The sequence below is a fragment of the Acinetobacter sp. 789_lipA genome (assembly GCF_058242845.1).
Map to the genome: position 1 here is coordinate 378358 of NZ_JBZAYS010000001.1, position 22477 is coordinate 400834.

The following is a 22477-nucleotide window of genomic DNA, read 5'->3' on the forward strand; positions in this document are numbered from 1 at the left end:
TTTAAAGGGCTAATTATAGACCGTTAAACTCATCGCTAAATGCTTGGCTTAATGCTTGATCCACATCAGAGAAGTCATTTACAAGCTCATGCTCTGCAGCTTCAGCTTCTTGACGACGACGCTCTAAGTGATACGCAAGACCAGTACCTGCAGGAATCAAACGACCTACAACTACGTTCTCTTTCAAGCCACGTAAATCATCTTCTTTACCTGTTACAGCCGCTTCAGTTAACACACGTGTAGTTTCCTGGAACGATGCAGCAGAGATGAACGAGTCAGTAGACAACGATGCTTTGGTAATACCCATCAATTGACGTTCAAACTTCGCAGGGAACTTGTTTTGCGCAAGAACAGCTTGGTTCTCTTGCATCACGCGGATGTAATCCACTTGCTCGCCTTTGATGAAGCTTGTATCACCGCCATCAGTGATATCAACTTTACGCAACATTTGACGTACGATCACTTCAATGTGCTTGTCGTTGATTTTTACACCTTGCAGACGGTATACGTCTTGAACTTCGTTCACGATATAGTTGGTCAGCGCAACTTCGCCTTTCAAGCGTAGGATGTCATGTGGGTTTTGTGGACCATCAGAAACAGTCTCACCACGGTTCACATGTTCGCCTTCGAACACGTTCATGGTACGCCATTTTGGAATCAGTTCTTCGTAAATCTCAGAACCATCATCTGGAGTAATCACTAAACGGTTCTTACCTTTAGTCTCTTTACCAAAGCTTACAACACCTGAAATTTCAGCAAGAATCGCATGCTCTTTCGGTTTACGTGCTTCGAACAAGTCAGCTACACGCGGTAGACCACCGGTAATGTCACGCGTACGTGAAGTTTCTTGTGGTACACGACCAATAACGTCACCCACACCAATTGTTTCGCCATCACGGACAGAAAGAATCGTGTTTTGTGGTAGGAAGTAGAACTGCTCACCACCATCAGTCGTATCAAGAACAACCGCAGGACGTAAATCTTTACCAGACGCAGGACGTGCAGTCACAGGTAAGATTTCAATCGTCGTCATACCCGTTGCATCATCAGTTTTAGAGGTAACAGTTACGCCATCAGCGATTTGGCTGAAACGTACTTTACCTGCAACTTCTGTTACAAGTGGGTGTGTGTGCGGATCCCAAGTCGCCACAATACCGCCAGCTTCTACAGCTTCGCCATCTTTCAACAAGATAGACGCACCGTATGGCAGTTTATAACGCTCACGCTCACGACCTAAATCATCCGCAATACCGATTTCGCCTGAACGAGAAGTCGATACCAAGTGTCCTTTGGCATGTTGTACTGTTTTCACATTGTGGAAACGTACAGTACCTTTGTTACGTACTTGTACGCTGTTTGCAGCAGACGTTCGGCTTGCAGCACCACCTACGTGGAAGGTACGCATTGTTAACTGTGTACCCGGCTCACCAATCGATTGTGCAGCCATAACACCCACAGACTCACCAGGGTTCACCTGATGACCACGTGCAAGGTCACGACCATAACATTTCGCACATACGCCGAATGTAGATTCACACGCAACCACTGAACGTACTTTAACTTCATCGACACCTTGCTCTTCTAGGAAGTTTGCAAGTTTCTCATCAATCAAAGTGTTACGTGGCAGGATAATGTCATCAGAACCTGCTTTCTTCACATCTTCAGCAACAACACGGCCTAGTACTCGAGTACCTAAGTTCTCGATCACGTCACCGCCTTGAATGAACGGAGTCATTACAAGACCGCCCAAAGTACCACAGTCAGGCTCAGTAATAACCAAGTCTTGCGCTACGTCTACAAGACGACGTGTCAAGTAACCAGAGTTCGCTGTTTTCAGTGCTGTATCGGCCAAACCTTTACGTGCACCGTGTGTTGAAATGAAGTACTGAAGTACTGTCAAACCTTCACGGAAGTTCGCTTTAATTGGAGTTTCAATGATCGAACCATCTGGTTTCGCCATCAAACCACGCATACCCGCTAACTGACGAATCTGAGCTGCCGAACCACGGGCACCTGAGTCAGACATCATATAGATCGAGTTGAATGATTTTTGCTTCTCATCTTCACCCTGTTTGTTTTTAACAGTGGTAAAAGACAAGTTGTCCATCATCGCTTTCGCTACTTGGTCATTCGTACGTGCCCAAATATCGACAACTTTGTTATAACGTTCGCCAGCAGTTACGAAACCTTGTTCGAACTGTTGCTCAATTTCACGAACTTCAATTTCTGCTTTTTCAATAATTGAGTACTTCGCAGGTGGAATCACCATGTCTTCCATACCTACCGATACGCCTGAACGTGTCGCTTGACGGAAACCTAAGTACATCAATTGGTCCGCAAAGATCACTGTATCTTTAAGACCCAATTTACGGTAGCAAGAGTTAATCAATTTAGAGATGTTTTTCTTGGTCATCTCAACGTTGATTTGTTGGAAATCCATACCTTCTGGCACAACTTCCCAAAGTAAGCAGCGACCTGGTGTGGTATCCACAACAATTGTTTGTTGTTCACGGTTACCATTTTCATCAATCACAGTCTGGTGTACACGTGCTTTTACGCGAGCGTGTAAATTTACCTGACCTGTTGCAAGTGCACGGTTAACTTCGTGAGTATCTGCAAACACCATGCCTTCACCTTTGGCATTGATCGCATCACGAGTAATGTAATACAAGCCTAAGACAACGTCCTGAGACGGTACGATGATTGGCTCACCGTTCGCTGGAGACAAGATGTTGTTGGTCGACATCATTAACGCACGCGCTTCTAACTGCGCTTCAAGCGTTAATGGTACGTGTACCGCCATTTGGTCACCGTCGAAGTCGGCGTTAAACGCAGCACAAACGAGTGGGTGAAGACGGATCGCTTTACCTTCAATCAGGATCGGTTCAAATGCTTGAAGACCCAAACGGTGAAGTGTAGGCGCACGGTTCAACATCACAGGGTGCTGACGAATCACGTGAGCAAGAACGTCCCAAACTTCTGGCGTTTCGCGCTCAACCATTTTCTTCGCAGCTTTAATGGTTGTTGCTTGGCCAGATGCTTGTAGTTTCGCGAAAATAAATGGCTTGAATAATTCAAGTGCCATTTTCTTCGGAAGACCACATTGGTGCAAACGTAAAGTAGGACCTACAGTAATTACCGAACGACCCGAATAGTCAACACGCTTACCAAGTAAGTTTTGACGGAAACGACCTTGTTTACCTTTGATCATGTCAGCCAAAGATTTAAGAGGACGCTTGTTCGAACCCGTGATTGCACGACCACGACGACCGTTGTCTAACAATGCATCGACAGACTCTTGTAACATACGTTTTTCGTTACGTACGATAATGTCTGGTGCTGCAAGGTCAAGAAGACGCTTCAAACGGTTGTTACGGTTGATCACACGACGGTAAAGATCGTTCAAATCAGAAGTCGCGAAACGACCACCTTCAAGTGGTACTAACGGACGAAGATCTGGTGGAAGTACTGGAAGTACATTCATCACCATCCATTCTGGCTTGTTGTTTGACTCTTTAAACGCTTCCATCAACTTCAAACGTTTAGACGCTTTTTTAAGCTTAGTCTCAGACGTTGTGTTTGGAATTTCTTCACGTAAACGTGAAATTTCGTTTTCAAGATCGATGTCTTTTAACAAATCTTGAACAGCTTCTGCACCCATTTTCGCAGTGAATTCATCACCGTGTTCTTCTAAAGCATTGAAGTATTCTTCATCGTTTAAAAGTTGGTATTTCTCAAATGGAGTCATACCTGGGTCAGTTACTACGTAAGATTCAAAATACAATACACGTTCGATATCACGTAAAGTCATGTCTAATAATAGACCGATACGGCTCGGAAGTGATTTTAAGAACCAAATATGTGCAACTGGAGACGCCAGCTCGATGTGACCCATACGCTCACGACGAACTTTCGCAGTTGTTACTTCAACGCCACATTTTTCACAAATGACGCCTTTGTATTTCATACGCTTGTATTTACCACACAAGCATTCGTAATCTTTGACTGGACCAAAAATTTTGGCACAGAATAAACCATCACGTTCTGGTTTGAACGTACGATAGTTAATGGTTTCAGGCTTTTTAACTTCACCATGAGACCATGACTTAATCATTTCTGGTGACGCAAGACCAATACGGATGCGATCAAACTCAACTGGAGCATGACCGTCTGAATCCGTCTTTTTGCGCATGATATCGAGCAAGTCTTTCAATTTTTTTCTCCGTGTGTTGTGGAGACTTTCACTACACAACTGGGTCACAAATATTGTTTTTTAACTGAGAAATCTCCCCGCTTCCCTTTCGAGGAAGCCTCTCTTTGAACAAGAGAGGTTGGGAAGATTCAATGGAGAAACTTAGTCACCATTTTTCAGTTCAATGTTGATACCTAAAGAACGGATCTCTTTGGTCAATACGTTGAACGATTCAGGCATACCTGGGTCCATATAATGGTTACCATCTACAATGTTCTTATAGATACGGGTACGACCTTCAACGTCATCCGACTTAACAGTAAGCATTTCTTGAAGCGTGTAAGCTGCGCCATATGCTTCAAGCGCCCAGACTTCCATCTCACCGAAACGCTGACCACCGAATTGTGCTTTACCACCAAGCGGCTGTTGAGTTACTAATGAGTAAGAACCAGTAGAACGCGCGTGCATCTTGTCGTCTACCAAGTGGTTCAGTTTCAACATGTACATGTAACCTACAGTTACAGGACGGTCAAACTGTTCACCTGTACGACCATCATACAATACTGTTTGACCAGTACGTGAAATGTTCGCAAGCTCTAACAAGTCTTTAATTTGTGATTCTTCAGCACCATCGAATACCGGCGTTGCAAGTGGAACACCCGCACGTAAGTTACCCGAAAGTACCAAAATTTCATCATCAGTTAAGCTATCAAGATCTTCTTGCTCGCCACCAACTTTGTTATAAATCTTGTCTAAGAATCCACGAAGCTCAAGTACAGTACGTTGCGCTTTTAACATCTTGTCGATTTCTTCGCCAAGACCTTTCGCTGCCATACCTAAGTGAGTCTCTAGAATCTGACCCACGTTCATACGTGACGGTACACCCAGTGGGTTCAATACGATGTCGACTGGAACACCATTGGCATCGTGCGGCATGTCTTCAACAGGTAAGATGTTAGAAACAACACCCTTGTTACCGTGACGACCCGCCATTTTATCACCCGGTTGGATGCGACGTTTAACAGCCAAGTAAACCTTAACAACTTTCAATACACCTGTTGTTAATTCATCACCTGTAGAAAGTTTGCGTTTTTTCTCTGCAAATTTCTCATCAATTTCGAAGCTCTTCTCTTTCAAGAACACTTGAATTTGAGTTAAACGCTCTGCAATAGCTTCATCAGTCGGTTGGATTTCAAGTAAATCAACCAACTCTAAACCAGACAATACGTCTGCAGAAAGCTTATCGCCACGCTTGGTTGTACCACCACCGTTAGACTCTTGACCTGTCAACAAACGAACAATACGTTCACGTGCTGCTTCTTCGAAGATTTTGTATTCTTCTTTCAAGTCTTTACGATATGAATCAAGCTGAGCTTTTTCAATTGCTTGCGCACGTTCGTCTTTTTCAAGACCATCGCGTGTAAACACTTGAACGTCAATCACTGTACCTTTCGTACCTGATGGAACACGTAAAGATGAGTCTTTTACGTCAGCTGCTTTTTCACCGAAAATTGCACGAAGCAATTTTTCTTCTGGTGTTAACTGCGTTTCACCTTTAGGCGTTACTTTACCTACAAGGATATCGCCAGCAGTCACTTCAGCACCGATATATACGATACCTGATTCATCAAGCTTAGACAGTGCAGCTTCACCTACGTTAGGAATATCCGCAGTAATTTCTTCTGCGCCTAACTTCGTATCACGAGCAACACACGACAATTCTTGAATGTGAATTGACGTTAAACGATCTTCTTGAAGTACGCGCTCTGAAAGTAAGATCGAGTCTTCATAGTTGTAACCATTCCACGTCATGAACGCAACGCGCATGTTTTGACCGAGTGCAAGCTCACCGCCATCTGTTGATGGACCATCAGCCAATACATCACCACGACCCACTTTATCACCAAGTTTCACAAGAACTTTTTGGTTAATACAAGTGTTTTGGTTCGAACGTGTATATTTGATCAGGTTATAGATATCTACACCTGCCTCGCCTGCAACCATTTCGTCTTCGTTGACACGAATCACGACACGTGAAGCATCTACGAATTCGATACGACCACCACGACCCGCAATCACACACACACCAGAGTCATGCGCTACATTTGCTTCCATGCCTGTACCTACAAGCGGTTTGTCAGCAATCAATGTAGGCACAGCTTGACGCTGCATGTTTGAACCCATCAATGCACGGTTGGCGTCATCGTGTTCAAGGAATGGAATTAGTGATGCAGCAACAGAAACAACCTGCTGTGCAGAAACGTCCATATGCGTCACTTTTTCAGGCGGCATACGTACGAAATCACCTTGGTGACGTACAGAAACAAATTCTTCTGTTAAGTTACCGTCTTTATCTACGCCAGAATCGGCCTGTGCAATCACAGTACCTACTTCTTCAATTGCAGATAAATACTCAACTTCATCTGTTACACGGCCATCAACCACTTTACGGTATGGAGTTTCTAAGAAACCGAAATTGTTACATTTCGCATAAACAGAAAGCGAGTTGATCAAACCAATGTTTGGACCTTCCGGCGTTTCAATTGGGCATACACGACCGTAGTGAGTTTGATGTACGTCACGTACTTCAAAGCCTGCACGTTCACGTGTCAAACCACCAGGACCAAGCGCCGATACACGACGTTTGTGCGTAATCTCAGATAATGGGTTGTTTTGGTCCATGAACTGAGATAATTGGCTTGAACCAAAGAATTCTTTGATTGCAGCAGCCACTGGTTTCGCATTGATCAAATCTTGCGGAGACAAGTTATCTGTTTCAGCTTGGCTTAAACGTTCTTTAACAGCACGTTCTACACGAACTAAACCAACACGGAATTGGTTTTCAGTCATTTCACCTACTGAACGCACACGACGGTTACCCAAGTGGTCGATATCGTCGACTTCACCTTTACCGTTACGGATTTCAACCAATGTTTTTAATACATCAGTGATATCTTCGTTCGACAAAATGCCTTCAACTTCACGAGACTTCTGATCCGTACCCACTTCGTAAGGACGACCCAAACGACGGTTGAACTTCATACGACCGACTGGAGAGAGGTCATAACGTTCTGAAGAGAAGAACAAGTTATTGAATAAGTTTTCAGCCGCTTCTTTTGTTGGTGGCTCGCCTGGACGCATTACTTTGTAGATTTCTACCAATGCTTCTTCACGACCTGTCGTGGTGTCGGCACGTAAAGTATCTGCAACGAATGAACCACGGTCGATGTCATTGGTGAATAGAATGTTAAATTGTTTAACACCACCTTCAGCCAATTTCACCATAATTTCATGACTTAACAAGGTATTAGCTGCAATCACATCACCATCTTTAAGTGGAATGTCTTCTGCAGTAATACGCTCGTATAAGTACTCATCAGGCACAGAAAGCTTTTCTAGGCCAGCAGCTTCCATTTGACGCACATGACGCGCGTTGATACGCTTGCCTTGCTCAACAATGGTTTTGCCATCATTGTCTACGATGTCAAATTGTGCCATTTCGCCACGCAAGCGTTCTGGAACAAGGTCAATCTGGTAGCTACCCATGTCTAGGTATACAGGCACTTTTTCATAGAACAAGTCTAAGATTTGCGCATTGTTATAACCCAAAGCACGAAGAACCACAGTCGCAAGTAATTTACGACGACGGTCAATACGCACAAATACAAGATCTTTTGCGTCAAATTCGAAGTCTAACCATGAACCACGGTAAGGAATAATACGCGCAGAATAAAGCACTTTACCACTAGAGTGGGTTTTGCCTTTATCGTGGTCAAAGAATACGCCCGGTGAACGGTGTAATTGAGATACGATTACACGCTCAGTACCATTAATAACGAATGTACCGTTATCGGTCATGAGTGGCATTTCACCCATGTACACTTCTTGCTCGCGCACGTCTTTAATTGATTTAGTTTCGCGATCTTTTAAGATCAAACGAATTTTTACGCGCATTGGTGCTGCATAAGTTGAGCCACGAAGAATACATTCGCGTACATCAAACTCAGGCTTACCAAGACTATACTCAACAAATTCTAAAGCAGCATTGCCAGAATAACTTTCTATAGGAAAAACTGAACGAAACGCGGCTTGCAGACCGATATCTTCGCGGTTTTTTGGTGATTTGCCATCTTGTAAAAATGTTCTGTACGAGTCGACTTGAATCGCGAGCAAGTACGGAGCATCCATAACACTAGGCAATTTACCAAAATTCTTACGGATCCGTTTCTTTTCGGTATATGAGTATGCCATCTGGAGTCCTCGGAAAGTAAACCGAGCCCGCCTGCAGAACGGGCTCAGAAGGAATTACGCAGGCCGATATGGCCACCACTTTTTACAAATGCTGCAATTTTCAGTGGTATTGAAACGCTTACCAATATTTTTCAAATTTAAAAATATTGGTAAGCGTTTGATTCTTTTCTTTATTTTAATTTGATGGGTTTTCCACCAAGCAAACAAAAATCGAGCCGATTATTGTAACGCAAAAAGGCTGATGACCCAAGAGCCATCAGCCAATTTTTGGGGTGAAATTAATATTCCCCCCCTGGTAGCATTACTTAATAGTAATAGTAGCACCAGTTTCTTCAAGTTTTTTCTTAAGTTCTTCAGCTTCTTCTTTAGAAACTGCTTCTTTAAGAACTGAAGGAGCGCCTTCAACCATGTCTTTAGCTTCTTTCAAGCCAAGACCAGTGATTTCACGAACTGCTTTAATCACAGCTACTTTGTTCGCGCCGAAAGAAGTCAACTCAACGTTGAATTCTGATTGTTCTTCAGCAGCAGCAGCAGCAGGACCTGCAGCTACAGCTACAGCAGCAGCAGATACGTTGAATTTTTCTTCGAAAGCAGAAATAAGTTCAACAAGTTCAAGAACAGTTTTTTCAGCAACTGCGTTTAAGATTTCTTCGTTTGTTAAAGCCATGAGAGTAACTCCAAATGGGTATTGAATGATGTGTGTTTAAGTTTGAGCTTATGCAGCTTCTGACTCGTTTTTCTCTTGAAGCGCTGTAAGTAAGCGACCCAATTTCGAAATAGGAGCTTGAAGAACGCTTGCAAGCATAGTAAGCGCTTTCTCTTGGTTTGGAAGATTCGCGATAACGCTAACTTCTTCGCCTTGATAAAGTTTGCCTTCAAATGCAGCAGCTTTAAGTTCAAATGCTTTGTTAGTTTTCGCAAATTCTTCGAATAAGCGTGCCGCAGCACCCATATCATCTGCAGAAGTTGAGAAAGCTAAAATTGTTGGGCCAACAAGGTTGTCGTTCAAGATATTGAATGGAGTATCTTGAAGAGCGCGTTTAGCCAAAGTATTACGTACAACACGTGTAGCAACACCTAACTTACGAGCTTCAACACGAAGAGCAGTTAATTGCTCAACAGTTAAACCTTGGTAGTCAGCAACAACAGCAGCAAACGCAGTAGAAGCAACTTCAGTTACTTCAGCAACGATCTGTTTTTTGCCTTCGATAAGAAGAGCCATTGTAAAACCTCCTAACGGTGATTTATGTACTTACGCGAAGTACACTCCCAATTCGCAAGTTCATCACTGAACTTACACGCGGAGGATGAACAAATCACACCACCGCGTCTACTCAGGCTGGGAAATTAAGAAAGCAATCGAAATTACTCTCGCCTGAGGTCTTTGACGCTGATAAATCTACATTTACCAATTCAAAGTTTGCCTAAGTTTGCAAAATACGACAGAGCGTTTCTTGCGTAAAAATCAAAGCAGCGCTTTGATTTTTACTCAGGGCTTTAAAATTCTGTCTAAGTAAAACTTAGTTAGAAACGTTGCTTACATCAACAACAAGACCAGGACCCATAGTTGAGCTCAAAGTAATCTTTTTGATGTATACACCTTTAGATGTCGCAGGCTTTAACTTTTTCAAGTCTGCAATCAAAGTTTCAACGTTTTGACGAACAGCTTCAGCAGAGAAATCTACTTGACCGATCGCAGCGTGGATAATACCCGCTTTGTCTACACGGTAACGTGCTTGACCAGCTTTTGCATTTTTAACTGCGCCAGCTACGTCAGGAGTTACAGTACCCACTTTAGGGTTTGGCATTAAGCCACGCGGACCAAGAATCGTACCCAACTTACCAACAACGCGCATTGCATCAGGAGCAGCAATCACTACGTCAAAGTCAAGGTTACCCGCTTGGATGCTTTCAGCAAGGTCATCAAAACCAACGATGTCCGCGCCTTCAGCTTTAGCAGCTTCAGCAGCAGCGCCTTGAGCAAACACAGCTACACGTACAGTTTTACCAGTACCTGCAGGAAGTGTAGTCGCGCCACGAACAACTTGGTCAGATTTACGAGGGTCAACACCTAGGTTTACCGCAACATCCAAAGATTCTTTGAATTTCGCAGCAGGAAGACCAGCAAGAACAGCTACTGCTTCTTCTAAAGTGTAAACTTTGTTTGCTTCAATAGCAGCAGCAATGGCTTTTTGACGTTTAGTTAACTTTGCCATGTCTTATAGCTCCACTTCCAAGCCCATAGAACGTGCAGAACCAGCGATGGTACGAACACGTGCGTCTAAATCAGCACCAGTTAAATCTGGTTCTTTAGTAGTCGCGATTTCTTCCAATTGAGCACGAGTCAACTTACCAACTTTAGTTTTGTTAGGTACAGCAGAACCCTTTTGGATACCAGCAGCTTTCTTAAGAAGAATAGATGCAGGAGGAGTTTTCATGATGAATGTGAACGACTTGTCGTTGTACACAGTGATCACGACTGGAATTGGTAAACCAACTTCAAGTTTTTGTGTCGCAGCATTGAATTCTTTACAGAATGCCATGATGTTAACACCACGTTGACCCAATGCAGGACCAATCGGTGGAGATGGATTCGCTTTACCAGCTGGAACTTGCAGCTTGATATAGCCGTCAATCTTCTTAGCCATTTCAAATTACCTCTGGGTACAAACGCCGATGAAGGCTCCCCAATTTCTAAGTAACGATACCGTTACAACAACAATGCCTGACTTATAAATAAGCCAGGCGTTTTTCAACCACTTCGAATTAAACTGATTTTTCGACTTGGCGAAATTCCAGCTCAACCTGAGTTGGTCGATTAAATACATTAATGGTCAACGTTAAACGTGACTTTTCGTATAGAACTTCTTCCACCACACCTTTAAAGTCTGTGAATGGACCGTCAATTACGAGTAATTCTTCGCCTGGTTCAAACATCGTCTTCGGACGTGGTGCTTCACCAGTATTGCGTACACGAGCAAGAATCGCATCTGCTTCACGTTGGGTAATTGGCGCCGGTTTCTCAGCCGTACCACCAATAAAACCTAAAACTTTTGGACATTCTTTAACAATGTGCCAAGTTTCATCATTCATTTCCATTTCGACCAATACATAGCCTGGAAAGAACTTACGTTCAGATTTACGTTTCTTACCATCCTTCATTTCTACCACTTCTTCGGTAGGAACAAGGACTTCACCAAAGCTATCGGCTACAGCGCTACGCTGGATTCGATCATTAAGTGAACGCATCACTTGTTTTTCATAACCTGAATAGGCATGAATAATGTACCAACGTTTCATAGCTCTCTTACCCGATAATAAACTTCATTAACCAGCCCAAAATGTAGTCAAAACACCATAATAAAATGGATGCAACAACTACAACCGCAAGCACCTGCCAAGATGTGGTCATGGTCTCTTGCTTCGTTGGCCAAGTCACTCGACGCAGCTCAATTCGTGAGTCTTTCAACAAACGAGCAAAGCCTTTGCCTTGATGGGTGGCGTATAATAAACCGAATGCCACGATGATACAAGCCAAAATTACCCCAACGCGCACCCAGATATCGTTGGCTGGTGCCCAATACGCTGGTAGGTGCTGATTCACCATGGTCGCACCAATTAATAAAATCAATGCGATAATCCATAAGACGACGTCTAGGGGAGAACCAGATTTAACTACTTCAGCAGAATTATTTCTTTGAGGGATTGCCGCGTCGCTTTGTGCGTCGCGTAATTTTTCATTCGACATTTTTGTACTCGTCGTAGGTTTCGCGACTTATTATATGACCAGTTTTGCCGACATCAAGCGTCTTTTATAAAAAAGTTGGCAGGCCAGGAGGGACTCGAACCCCCAACATTCGGTTTTGGAGACCGACGCTCTACCAATTGAACTACTGACCTGCAAAACAAATTGGAGCCGAAACCCCAATTTGTAATTTTATTTTATAATTATGCAGTTACTTTAGCAACTACACCAGCACCAACTGTACGGCCACCTTCACGGATCGCAAAACGTAGACCTGGGTCCATTGCGATTGGGTGGATTAATTCTACTGACATTTCTACGTTGTCACCAGGCATAACCATTTCAACGCCATCTTGTAATTTGATCGCGCCAGTTACGTCAGTTGTACGGAAGTAGAACTGTGGACGGTAACCGTTAAGGAATGGAGTGTGACGACCACCTTCTTCTTTAGAAAGTACGTATACTTCTGCATCGAATTTAGTGTGCGGCTTGATTGCACCTGGTTTAGCAAGTACTTGACCACGTTGTACGTCTTCACGCTTAGTACCACGTAGAAGAACACCACAGTTCTCGCCCGCACGACCTTCGTCAAGCAATTTACGGAACATTTCTACGCCAGTAACTGTAGTTACTTGAGTATCACGGATACCAACGATTTCAACTGATTCGCCTACTTTCACAATACCAGTTTCTACACGGCCAGTTACTACTGTACCACGACCAGAAATAGAGAATACGTCTTCGATTGGCATTAAGAATGCTTGGTCGATTGCACGTACTGGCTCTGGAATGTAAGTGTCAAGTGCGTCAACAAGCGCAACAACTGCTTCTTCGCCATACTGACCAGCGTCACCGTTAAGTGCAAGAAGAGCTGAACCACGGATAACTGGAGTGTCATCACCTGGGAAGTCATAAGTAGAAAGAAGTTCACGAACTTCCATTTCTACTAATTCAAGAAGTTCTTCATCATCAACAAGGTCACACTTGTTAAGGAATACAAGAATGTAAGGTACACCAACCTGACGAGAAAGAAGGATGTGTTCACGAGTCTGTGGCATTGGACCATCAGTCGCAGCACATACAAGGATCGCGCCGTCCATCTGAGCAGCACCAGTAATCATGTTTTTAACATAATCGGCGTGGCCCGGGCAGTCTACGTGTGCGTAGTGACGAGTTGGAGAATCGTATTCTACGTGTGAAGTATTAATTGTAATACCACGTGCTTTTTCTTCTGGTGCAGAGTCAATTGCAGCGTAGTCTTTCGCTTCACCACCGAATTTCTTCGCACATACAGTTGCAATTGCAGCTGTTAAAGTTGTTTTACCATGGTCAACGTGACCGATTGTGCCCACGTTAACGTGTGGCTTATTACGTTCAAACTTAGCCTTAGCCATGCTCATCTTCCTCGTTTACGTCGAACACAGGTATAAACAACTCAGTATCGACACATCGCCTAAAAAATCAAACACCAAATACTTGAAAAGCAGACTAATAAGCCTGCTTCTTTAAAAATTTGTAGAAATTCTACTAAACTGTAATCTGGAGCTCTTATCGAGATTTGAACTCGAGACCTCTCCCTTACCAAGGGAGTGCTCTACCACTGAGCTATAAGAGCAAATATAAAACTTCAAATGGAGCGGGAGACGAGGGTCGAACTCGCGACATGTAGCTTGGAAGGCTACCGCTCTACCAACTGAGCTACTCCCGCACGATGTTGGTACAAAGACCACTTTCTTGAAGTCTTAAAATTGGTGGTGAGGGAAGGATTCGAACCTTCGAAACTTTCGTAGCGGAGTTACAGTCCGCCCCCTTTGACCGCTCGGGAACCTCACCATTTTACACTTACTTCAGTGTCGTTCTTTACTTAATTCACTCAACTCTCTAAGATGGTGCCGGCACACGGATTCGAACTGTGGACCTACTGATTACAAGTCAGTTGCTCTACCAACTGAGCTATGCCGGCGTTTCTTAGTGTTTCGTACGTTTCGTATCGGAACGGTGTGCAGTTTAGCAAAACTCAAAATCCTTGCAAGTGTTTTTTTCAAAAAAAACGTCAAAAACTCACAAAATCAATCCGTTTGACGATAATTCAACCGCTTTGATCACTGCGCGAGCTTTTATTTGGGTTTCATTCCACTCAGATTCAGGATTTGAGTCATAAACAAGCCCCGCTCCTGCCTGAACATAGACCTTATTTTCACGAATAACGCAGGTACGAATCGCAATCGACATGTCCATTTCACCATGCCAGCCTAAATAACCAACAGCACCACCAAAAATTCCACGTTTTACGGGCTCTACTTGGTCAATAATTTCCATCGCACGAATTTTTGGTGCACCTGAAAGTGTGCCTGCGGGAAAAGTTGCTTTAAAAACATCCAAGGCATCCACATCATCACGAACTTCGCCTTGCACATTGGAAACAATATGCATGACATGTGAATAACGTTCGATCACCATTTGATCAGTCACTTGCACTTTGCCAATTTTCGAGACGCGACCGACATCATTTCGCCCCAAGTCAATCAGCATTAAATGTTCAGCAATCTCTTTTTCATCCGACAGCAAGTCTTGTTCAAGTGCTAAATCTTCTTCTTTGGTTTTACCACGCGGTCGCGTACCTGCCAGCGGACGTACGGTTGCAATCCCATTTTCAAGGCGAGATAAAATTTCAGGGGAAGAACCGACAATATGAAAAGGCTGATTATTTTCCAAAGTTTGCCCTTGCACCAAGAACAAATAAGGCGATGGGTTCAAATGACGTAGCGCCCGATAGACTTGTAAAGGTTCACCATCAAAGTCAGAGACCATACGATGCCCTGGTACCACCTGCATCACATCGCCCGCACGAATATACTCTTTCACCGTTTCAATCGATTCTAAGAATTTTGCTTTGCCCGTGAGTGACTCAAAATGCGGTGCAGTATGCGGCGTGGCTTTTAAACTAATTGGCGTTGCGAGCAAATCTTCCAAAACATCCAGTTGCTGCTGGGCTTGGCTATACGCATCTGCGTCAACTACATCGACATGCACGATCAGGAATAGCGTATCTTTTAAGTTATCAAACACAATCACTGTTTTAGACAACATCATCCAAATATCAGGCAAACCCACTGGATCTGCTTCTGGCGCATTATTTAAACGCGGTTCAATATAACGTACCGCATCATAACCAAAGTAGCCCACCAAGCCCCCTGTAAAGCTTGGCAGAGCAGGTAAATCAGCTTGAGTAGGTACTTTATACTGCGACTGAAAATCTCGAATAAATTGGAAAGGATCTGTACAGGGTTGCTTTTCTATAGTGCCATCGGTTTGTTGAATGGTCAGCTCACCCGCGTTGCACGAGAACACGGTAGATTCACCTAAACCAATAATCGAGTAGCGTGCCCAGTTCTCCCCACCTTCCACAGATTCAAACAAATAGGCTTGCTTATGCTCTTTTAGGCGCGCAAAGACGGACAATGGTGTCTCAGTATCGGCTAAGCGCTGACGATAGACAGGAATCAGGTTATAACCCGCTGTTTTGAGTTGATCGAATTGAGTTTGCGTTGTCATGAGTGTTCTCTATTTTTCCAATATGGCGTGATCAGTTTTTAAAATTAGTGCTTGGAGTTTCGCCATCGAAAAGCCATATGTTTACTCATGTTCATTCCTTCGTTTGCAAAGTTACCCGATCAACTCACACAGATTATCCACCACTTGCTGTGGCTGACAGTCTAAAATATTTTCACCATGATTATAGCCATAGCTGACCACAACACAATCAATACCCGCACGACGTGCAGCCTCAACATCATTGGATGAGTCCCCAATCATTAAAACCTGATCTTTGCTTTGCGCATATTGCTCAACACAGTGTAACAATTGGCGCGGATGCGGCTTCCGCTCTTCGAAACGATCGCCGCCGATGACATCAGCAAAATAATGGGTCATGCCTAAGTGATCGACAATAGCGCGCGCAGGTGCTTCAGGTTTATTGGTCACGCAAATCATGGTTTTCTTTTGTGCCAAGCCCCATTCTAAAAACTCAAGAATGCCATCGAAAGGCTGAGTTTCCACACATGGGTCGGCATTATAAATTTTTAAAAACGTCTCCAACAATTGTTGTTGCTGGGCAGGATCAACTTTACCTGTTAAATGTTGCAAGGTACTTTGACAAAACAGCGCTGTTCCCTTACCAACCCAGACCCGCACCTGTGCTTCAGTAACGGTAGGCAGTTGCAATGCATTCAGGCTCATATTCATGGCACGATGTAAATCTGTTGCTGAATCCACCAAGGTTCCATCTAGATCGAAAAGTAAAACCTCTCGCTGTGCCACATTTGCAATATTCATTCACCCTCACCCATTTTTATCATGTACTGCCCAAAAACAATCAAGGCATGCTTGTGCATGCCTTGATTGTAGTGTGATCTGCGTTTTATTTGAACATCAGCCAAGCAATAATCGCTAAAATAATCAAGACAATAATCGAGATTAACCCCAGCGAGGCATTTTTCTGAGTTTCAGCCTCTTGTTCAACCTGTACTTTTGCAGCCTCGTTGTTCTCAACCTGAGGTACGCTAGGCGCAGTCAAATCCACCCCTGCAGGAATAGGCGCTGGTTTCGGAATACCGACATTTTGCGGCATCCCGTCACGCGTTAAACTCACATTACCATCGCGTTCTTTTAGCTCAGGCATGCCCTGATCGTTCATATGCTGTGCTGCTGTTTTCGGCTGTTCTGGGTCAACAACAGCTTCATTAGTACTAACTTGCGCTTGGGCCGTTTCTGAAGCAGCTACCGCTTCAGATGGCTGACTAATCGGTGCTTCAACCACAGCTGCGCCCAGAGTTGCCGCCTCTACCGATTCCACCACATCTTCTAACGCTTTAGCAGGCTCAAAGACCGAAAACTTTAAGCTTGCAAACTGGACGATATCACCCTGCGTCAACAACGTTTCTGCCGCAATTTGCACATTATTCACATATGTGCCATTTGAAGAACCCAAGTCTTGTAGCCACAAAGCATGTTCTTTCAGTAAAAAAGCCGCATGTTTACGCGAAATTTCAGATTGTTGTAATAAAATATCCGCTGTTTGATGACGACCGACCAACATATCACGGTCAATGCTAATTTCCTGACCCGTTAATTCGCCAGTAATTGCTTGTATTTTCCAAGTCATGACTTATCTCTCTATGTGCTGATTTATGATAACACAGAGAATATTCTTTACCATTTCACCTTCCCTCACAGATGAATGGCTGGACAGCTAGGCTGAACCTATCGCGACATTCTCAGTGTATCGCTCAGGGATGGAATAGCTTGTCGATACCGCCTGTGCCATGTGTGCCATTCGACCACCTTGAACATTTTCCATTAGGTTCAAGCCAATATAAGGATGACCCGTTGGGTATAACTGACGCGAGGTGGTATTTTTAGGAACATTAGCAATCGACTGTTTACGAATCGCAGGTTCAATAGCCACAGGCGTTGTTTCAACCATCGGTTGCGTTGTGGTTGGACTGCTTGGCACCTGTTGATACGATTGTGGCAAGGTCGGCTTGGTTGGTGTCACAGGCAAACGCTGTTGGAAGACATCATCGACATTTTCAGGCAACTTAGCAAAGCTACCATCTTTATCCATGGCCAACTGCAAGCTATAAAGCTGACTGTAGCGCTGCTGAGAAAGGCGACGTGCAGACTCCCCATCCCCCACAATCGTCGGATGAATGAAAACCAGCAAATTGCGTTTCTGATCCGACTTACCATCTGAGCGGAACAAACGCCCCAACCCTGGTATTGCACCAAGACCTGGGATCGATTGGCGTGAATAAGATGTGTTATCTGAAATCAAGCCACCTAAAACGATGGTATTGCCATGTTCCGCCAAGACCGAAGTTTTAATCGCACGCTTACTGGTGACCAAATCCTGTGCTTCACCTTTATTGGTTTTGACATCCGAGACTTCTTGTTCAATCTCTAAGCGGATGGTTCCACCTTCACCAATATGCGGCACCACCTTAAGCGTTACACCCACATCTTTACGTTCAATGGTGGTGTAAGGGTTAGCTGTGCCTGAAGAAGTGGTAGAAACTGAGCCTGTTACAAAGGGCACATTTTCACCCACGACGATATAGGCTTCTTCATTGTCCATAGTGACAATCGATGGGGTAGACAGCAAATTCGACTTGGTATTACTTTTTAACGCTTGGATCATCGCGCCATATAGCCGACGCGAGCCATCACTGCCTTCTTTATAATCCCCAAGGATTAACGAACCACCCGCGCCAATTGCACTTGCAGCCCCCGCACCGCCACCCGTTAAATAGTTTGCAGCAATACTTTTGAGACTCGAACCAATATTGTCAAAATTGATAATCCCAACACCACTACTTAAATCCCCCATCGCCCATTGCACGCCCAACTGGTCGGCATCATTGCCTTCCACCTCGAGAATAGTCGCCTCAATCAGGACTTGCTGGCGACGCGTATCCAACTGTTGAATAGCAGACTCAATTTCACGCATCAATTGAGGGTCAGCCTTGACCACCAACGCATTTTGCGAACTATCGGCAATAATACTGACCCCATTACTGTTAAAGCTGGTGATGTTATTCTGATTGCGATTGGACTGGCTGTTTAAGTTAATACTTGGGGTGGAAATCTGTGAAGATGAACCTTCACTCGAACTATTATTTTGGTTATAGCTGGAATTGCTATTGTTATTGCTGTCGTTAGACTGGCTAGAATTAACAGCCTGCCCTGAAACCAAACCTTGTAAAATTTCGGATAAGCTTTTAGCGCTGGCATATTTTAAGCGGAACACCTTCAAGCCACCCAGACGCTCCGCAGCAGGTACATCCAGCATCTCGATCATTTGGCGAATACGTTTACGTGTCGCGGTATCCCCTTTTAGAATAATCCGATTGGTCCGATTATCTGCAATAATTCGTATTCTGGAACCTTTTAAATCTTTGATCGAGCCCGTTCCGCTCATACTTTCTAGTAACCCAATCATTTCTTCAGCCTGACTCGACTGCAACGACACCGCTTCGATGTCATTTTGTCCCGTCCCATCCAAATTACGGATAATGGTCTCAAGCTGATAAATGTTACTGGCACGATCTGACACAATCAGTGCATTGGTGCCATTCACCGCAGATAAATGTGCAAACTGCGGCATCAATGGACGCAGTGCAGGAATCAGGTCATTGGCATTGGTGTTTTCCAGCCAAATCACCCGCGTCACAACCTGATCGCCTGTGGCACGGTGACGAACATCATAAGGAATGCCTGAACTTTTAACATTACTGTCAGGCACAATTTTAATGGTCCGCCCAGAAGGAATCGCAACTACACCATTAACATTCAATACCCCTAAGAACAAGTCGTAGACTTCTTGCTTATTCAACGCTTTGTTTGAAATCACCGTGACATTGCCGCGTACTCGTGGATCAACTGCAAAGTTTTTCCCAGTGATATCCGCAACTTCATTAATAAATGCAGTTAAGTCCGCATCACGCAGATTAATTTTCCACGTTTGTGCATAGCTGGCTGTACTCACCATGGCAAGCAAAGGCGCTGCGATTGTCAGTGCCCAAACAGGGCGGTGATTCAATAAAGCCATAAATCCAAGTCATTCCTAACTAATATTGGTGATGTTCGATCACTGAAAATTCTGTTGTACCGTAATGATACGATCACCACGTTTCACTTCTATTTTTACTTGTCCTTCACGGCGCGCACGTTCTAACAACTGCGCGTCGTTTTGCCCCTGTCCGATCGTTTGACCATTTAAAGACATAATCTGATCCCCAGCCTGCAAGCCTAAACGGCTTCGCAATACAGCTGGTGTTTGCTCAGTGACTTGATAACCCTGCCCTGTGTTATTGGTATTTACACCCAAATCTTTTAAATATTGCTCACGATCTTGTTGTAAGTTCTGTACTGCTTGGCCTAATGCTTGCTGCTCTTGACTCACAGGAGGCACTGCAACGGGTGTTGCTGTTGGGGGCACAATTTGCTGATCTAAATTATCAATTCCTTGAAAAAACAATTCTAGGGTTTGCCCACTGTTACTTTTGAGAATCGCGCGATCCCAATACACCTCTGCCAAATAATAAGCGCTGCCTTCGATATTTTCCCCCACTCGATAACGCTCTGCCACATTATTTGCCTTAATCACGGCAGATGAGAACTGACTGGGTTGTCCAACCACCACCCCTTGTAGCTGTAAATTGAGCTGATCATCTGCGGGATTCTTACTTTGCTCTGCAAATAACGCAAAATTGGTAATATTCGGAACTTGAGGTTGCTGCGAACCCAATTCAACGCGTGGCATTTGCATAACTTGTGGTGGCGCCACCCAAAGCCAAAATAAGCCAGCCAACTTCCAGCATAGTGCCAAGATCAAAAGCATTAAGCACAGTGGCGCTATACGTTCAAACTGTTTGAGATTCACTTCTGGTAATTTTTGTAGATCAAAACCCATTAAAAGCCCCCACTAAGTAAAGGCTGACGTGAACTCACCACATAACTATCTAGGCCTGCTTTGCCTTGATATGACGGGACATTCAACATGAGACGCTGGGTTAATTGCACATCTAGCATCAGACTTGGGTCGATGGTCAGGTTCATCAGTTTCTGTTGTCGTTGATCGCGTAAATCGACCATCAGCTTATTTTGCTCCTGCGACAAACGACCCGCCAACGATGGAATCTGCATTTGTTGTGGGCGCTGCGCAAAGATATACATGAGTTCGCCACCTGCCCATTGTATTCCCCCATCCACTTGATCAAATCCCTGCTCTTTTTTATAGTTAAAATCAATTTCTTGTAACTGAATCGCATTACTCGGCCATTGCCAATTGGCCAACGACTTTAACGTTTCAGGTGCAATTTGTCCGTTTAAATCACGCACCATTATTTTTTTCCCAAACCCATAGGCTAAAACGCCTTCAAGCTTGGTATTGGCACTATAAATTTCGAGATTGGCCCCTGCACGAAGGAGCAGTAAATCTAAAGGTCGGGTGGTCCACAGCACAGTTCCACGCAATTTTCCAGTTTGCCAATCGGCCTGTCCATGCCAAATATTACCGCTGACGTTATGTAAAACTTGGTTGTTTTTATAAAATTTTGCAATGAGCCATGCCGCAGGAATTTGCAGCAAAACAAAAATTAAAAAGGCAACGACTGCAAACATCCACCACGTGATGTATTTAGGTTTTGTGATTCTCCCACCACGAACTTTCAATTATTCTTCCTTGCTTCATTTCTTGTCTTTCTTTGATAGACATTATGCATAATTTTACAACAACACCAAACTTTAACTATAAAAAAAACCAAGCAGATGATGCTTGGTTTTTTGAGCTTATGTCACATCTGTGACAAGGTGATGACTTAGATTAGAAAATCTTCAAGCTTCGCACCTTTTTCTAACTGAGCCACTAACCAACGTGGTTGCTTACCACGGCCAGTCCATGTCTCAGCAGCATTGCCTTTGTTACGATAACGCGGTTCAACCGACTTACGTGTGCCTTTTTTACGCTTAGTCGCGCCAAACTCTAAAATTTGTTCAATGCTTAAGCCTACATTTTCCGCAATCGCGTTAATTTGGGTATAAGCATCTTCAATTGCTTGATCTTTTTTAGATGCAATTAAAGCTTCCGCTTCGATTTGTAGACGCTTTAACTCTTCTACGGATAAATTACTAATATCTGGCATTACATTAACTCCATTAACCAACATTTTATTTACTGAGTCTATTTAATAATATTTTGATTAGACCAAAGACTCAACTCATCCATGACTTAAACAACAATACTTAGACAGTATTTATATAGTCTAGCGACTTTTAAAATAAATAAAAAGATATTTATATTTGATGACCGACCGTTAACTCAAATTCTTTGAGTTTTTGACGCACCAGTTCAGGAATTAATGTTTTCTGCATATTGGTTTTATCCACACAAACAATGACCGCTTCTGCTTCTGCAACGAACGCTTGTTGCTGTTCACTCCATAATAAATAGTGCATACGAAATGCACTATTTCTGAGTTCTTCAATACGTGCACTAATTTTTAATTGGTCTGGATAAAATACTGGTTTTAAATATTTGCACTGATTTGATGCAACAACGGTCAGTACATCCGCAGATAAAATACCCGTATGTTCAATATAAGCCAAACGAGCACTCTCTACATAACGATAATACATGACATTATTAACATGACCAAAGGCATCCATATCTCCCCAAGCCACGTGTTGAGTATAAACCAATGGGTAATCTAAAACACTCTGCATTATGT

The 22477-nt window shown here is 43.7% G+C and carries 17 protein-coding genes and 5 tRNA genes; all 22 read right to left on the reverse strand.

The window, feature by feature from the left end:
* Positions 1-13 precede the first annotated feature (13 nt).
* On the reverse strand, positions 14-4213 hold the full coding sequence (gene rpoC / locus AC4CUZ_RS01795) for a DNA-directed RNA polymerase subunit beta' (protein ID WP_004692765.1): 4200 nt from the start codon (positions 4211-4213) through the stop codon (positions 14-16).
* A 141-nt stretch (positions 4214-4354) separates the two neighbouring features.
* Positions 4355-8443 (reverse strand): DNA-directed RNA polymerase subunit beta, encoded by a 4089-nt coding sequence (gene rpoB / locus AC4CUZ_RS01800; RefSeq protein WP_062035236.1) that lies wholly within the window; start codon positions 8441-8443, stop codon positions 4355-4357.
* A 301-nt stretch (positions 8444-8744) separates the two neighbouring features.
* Positions 8745-9110: a 50S ribosomal protein L7/L12 gene (rplL, locus tag AC4CUZ_RS01805; protein WP_004692767.1), complete on the reverse strand. Its 366-nt coding sequence runs from the start codon at positions 9108-9110 to the stop codon at positions 8745-8747.
* A 48-nt stretch (positions 9111-9158) separates the two neighbouring features.
* A complete protein-coding gene (rplJ, locus tag AC4CUZ_RS01810) occupies positions 9159-9665 on the reverse strand; it encodes a 50S ribosomal protein L10 (protein ID WP_004692769.1) in 507 nt (168 codons plus the stop codon).
* Positions 9666-9963: 298 nt separating this feature from the next.
* Positions 9964-10659 carry a 50S ribosomal protein L1 gene (gene rplA, locus AC4CUZ_RS01815; protein WP_004692770.1) on the reverse strand — a complete coding sequence of 232 codons (696 nt, stop codon included), beginning with the start codon at positions 10657-10659 and terminating at the stop codon, positions 9964-9966.
* 3 nt (positions 10660-10662) lie between these two features.
* On the reverse strand, positions 10663-11091 hold the full coding sequence (gene rplK, locus AC4CUZ_RS01820; protein ID WP_004668262.1) for a 50S ribosomal protein L11: 429 nt from the start codon (positions 11089-11091) through the stop codon (positions 10663-10665).
* Between the two features lie 118 nt (positions 11092-11209).
* Positions 11210-11743, reverse strand: coding sequence for a transcription termination/antitermination protein NusG (nusG, locus tag AC4CUZ_RS01825; protein ID WP_004692772.1), 534 nt, complete (start codon positions 11741-11743; stop codon positions 11210-11212).
* 7 nt (positions 11744-11750) lie between these two features.
* Positions 11751-12191 (reverse strand): preprotein translocase subunit SecE, encoded by a 441-nt coding sequence (gene secE, locus AC4CUZ_RS01830; protein ID WP_004692774.1) that lies wholly within the window; start codon positions 12189-12191, stop codon positions 11751-11753.
* Positions 12192-12267: 76 nt separating this feature from the next.
* Positions 12268-12343 (reverse strand) — tRNA-Trp (locus AC4CUZ_RS01835).
* Between the two features lie 48 nt (positions 12344-12391).
* Positions 12392-13582 carry an elongation factor Tu gene (gene tuf, locus AC4CUZ_RS01840; RefSeq protein WP_004692776.1) on the reverse strand — a complete coding sequence of 397 codons (1191 nt, stop codon included), beginning with the start codon at positions 13580-13582 and terminating at the stop codon, positions 12392-12394.
* 146 nt (positions 13583-13728) lie between these two features.
* Positions 13729-13803: transfer RNA gene (locus AC4CUZ_RS01845), tRNA-Thr, on the reverse strand.
* A 17-nt stretch (positions 13804-13820) separates the two neighbouring features.
* A tRNA-Gly gene (locus AC4CUZ_RS01850) sits at positions 13821-13896 on the reverse strand.
* Between the two features lie 41 nt (positions 13897-13937).
* Positions 13938-14021, reverse strand: a tRNA-Tyr gene (locus tag AC4CUZ_RS01855).
* A 54-nt stretch (positions 14022-14075) separates the two neighbouring features.
* A tRNA-Thr gene (locus AC4CUZ_RS01860) sits at positions 14076-14151 on the reverse strand.
* 98 nt (positions 14152-14249) lie between these two features.
* On the reverse strand, positions 14250-15743 hold the full coding sequence (gene trpE, locus AC4CUZ_RS01865; RefSeq protein WP_419380934.1) for an anthranilate synthase component I: 1494 nt from the start codon (positions 15741-15743) through the stop codon (positions 14250-14252).
* 111 nt (positions 15744-15854) lie between these two features.
* Positions 15855-16523 (reverse strand): phosphoglycolate phosphatase, encoded by a 669-nt coding sequence (gene gph, locus AC4CUZ_RS01870; RefSeq protein WP_078390391.1) that lies wholly within the window; start codon positions 16521-16523, stop codon positions 15855-15857.
* Between the two features lie 85 nt (positions 16524-16608).
* Positions 16609-17352 (reverse strand): FHA domain-containing protein, encoded by a 744-nt coding sequence (locus AC4CUZ_RS01875; RefSeq protein ID WP_419380935.1) that lies wholly within the window; start codon positions 17350-17352, stop codon positions 16609-16611.
* Positions 17353-17439: 87 nt separating this feature from the next.
* Positions 17440-19797 carry a type II secretion system secretin GspD gene (gspD, locus tag AC4CUZ_RS01880; protein ID WP_419380936.1) on the reverse strand — a complete coding sequence of 786 codons (2358 nt, stop codon included), beginning with the start codon at positions 19795-19797 and terminating at the stop codon, positions 17440-17442.
* A gap of 39 nt (positions 19798-19836) precedes the next feature.
* The gene (locus AC4CUZ_RS01885) at positions 19837-20661 is read right to left on the reverse strand and encodes a type II secretion system protein N (protein WP_419380937.1); all 825 of its coding nucleotides are present in this window, start codon (positions 20659-20661) and stop codon (positions 19837-19839) included.
* The gene (gene gspN, locus AC4CUZ_RS01890; protein WP_078425920.1) at positions 20661-21371 is read right to left on the reverse strand and encodes a type II secretion system protein N; all 711 of its coding nucleotides are present in this window, start codon (positions 21369-21371) and stop codon (positions 20661-20663) included. The genes AC4CUZ_RS01885 and gspN overlap by 1 nt, the downstream gene beginning before the upstream one ends.
* 197 nt (positions 21372-21568) lie before the next feature.
* Positions 21569-21892, reverse strand: a complete 324-nt coding sequence (locus AC4CUZ_RS01895; RefSeq protein ID WP_004692786.1) for an H-NS histone family protein — start codon at positions 21890-21892, stop codon at positions 21569-21571.
* A gap of 151 nt (positions 21893-22043) precedes the next feature.
* A complete protein-coding gene (locus AC4CUZ_RS01900; RefSeq protein WP_004978627.1) occupies positions 22044-22472 on the reverse strand; it encodes an acyl-CoA thioesterase in 429 nt (142 codons plus the stop codon).
* Positions 22473-22477: the final 5 nt, after the last annotated feature.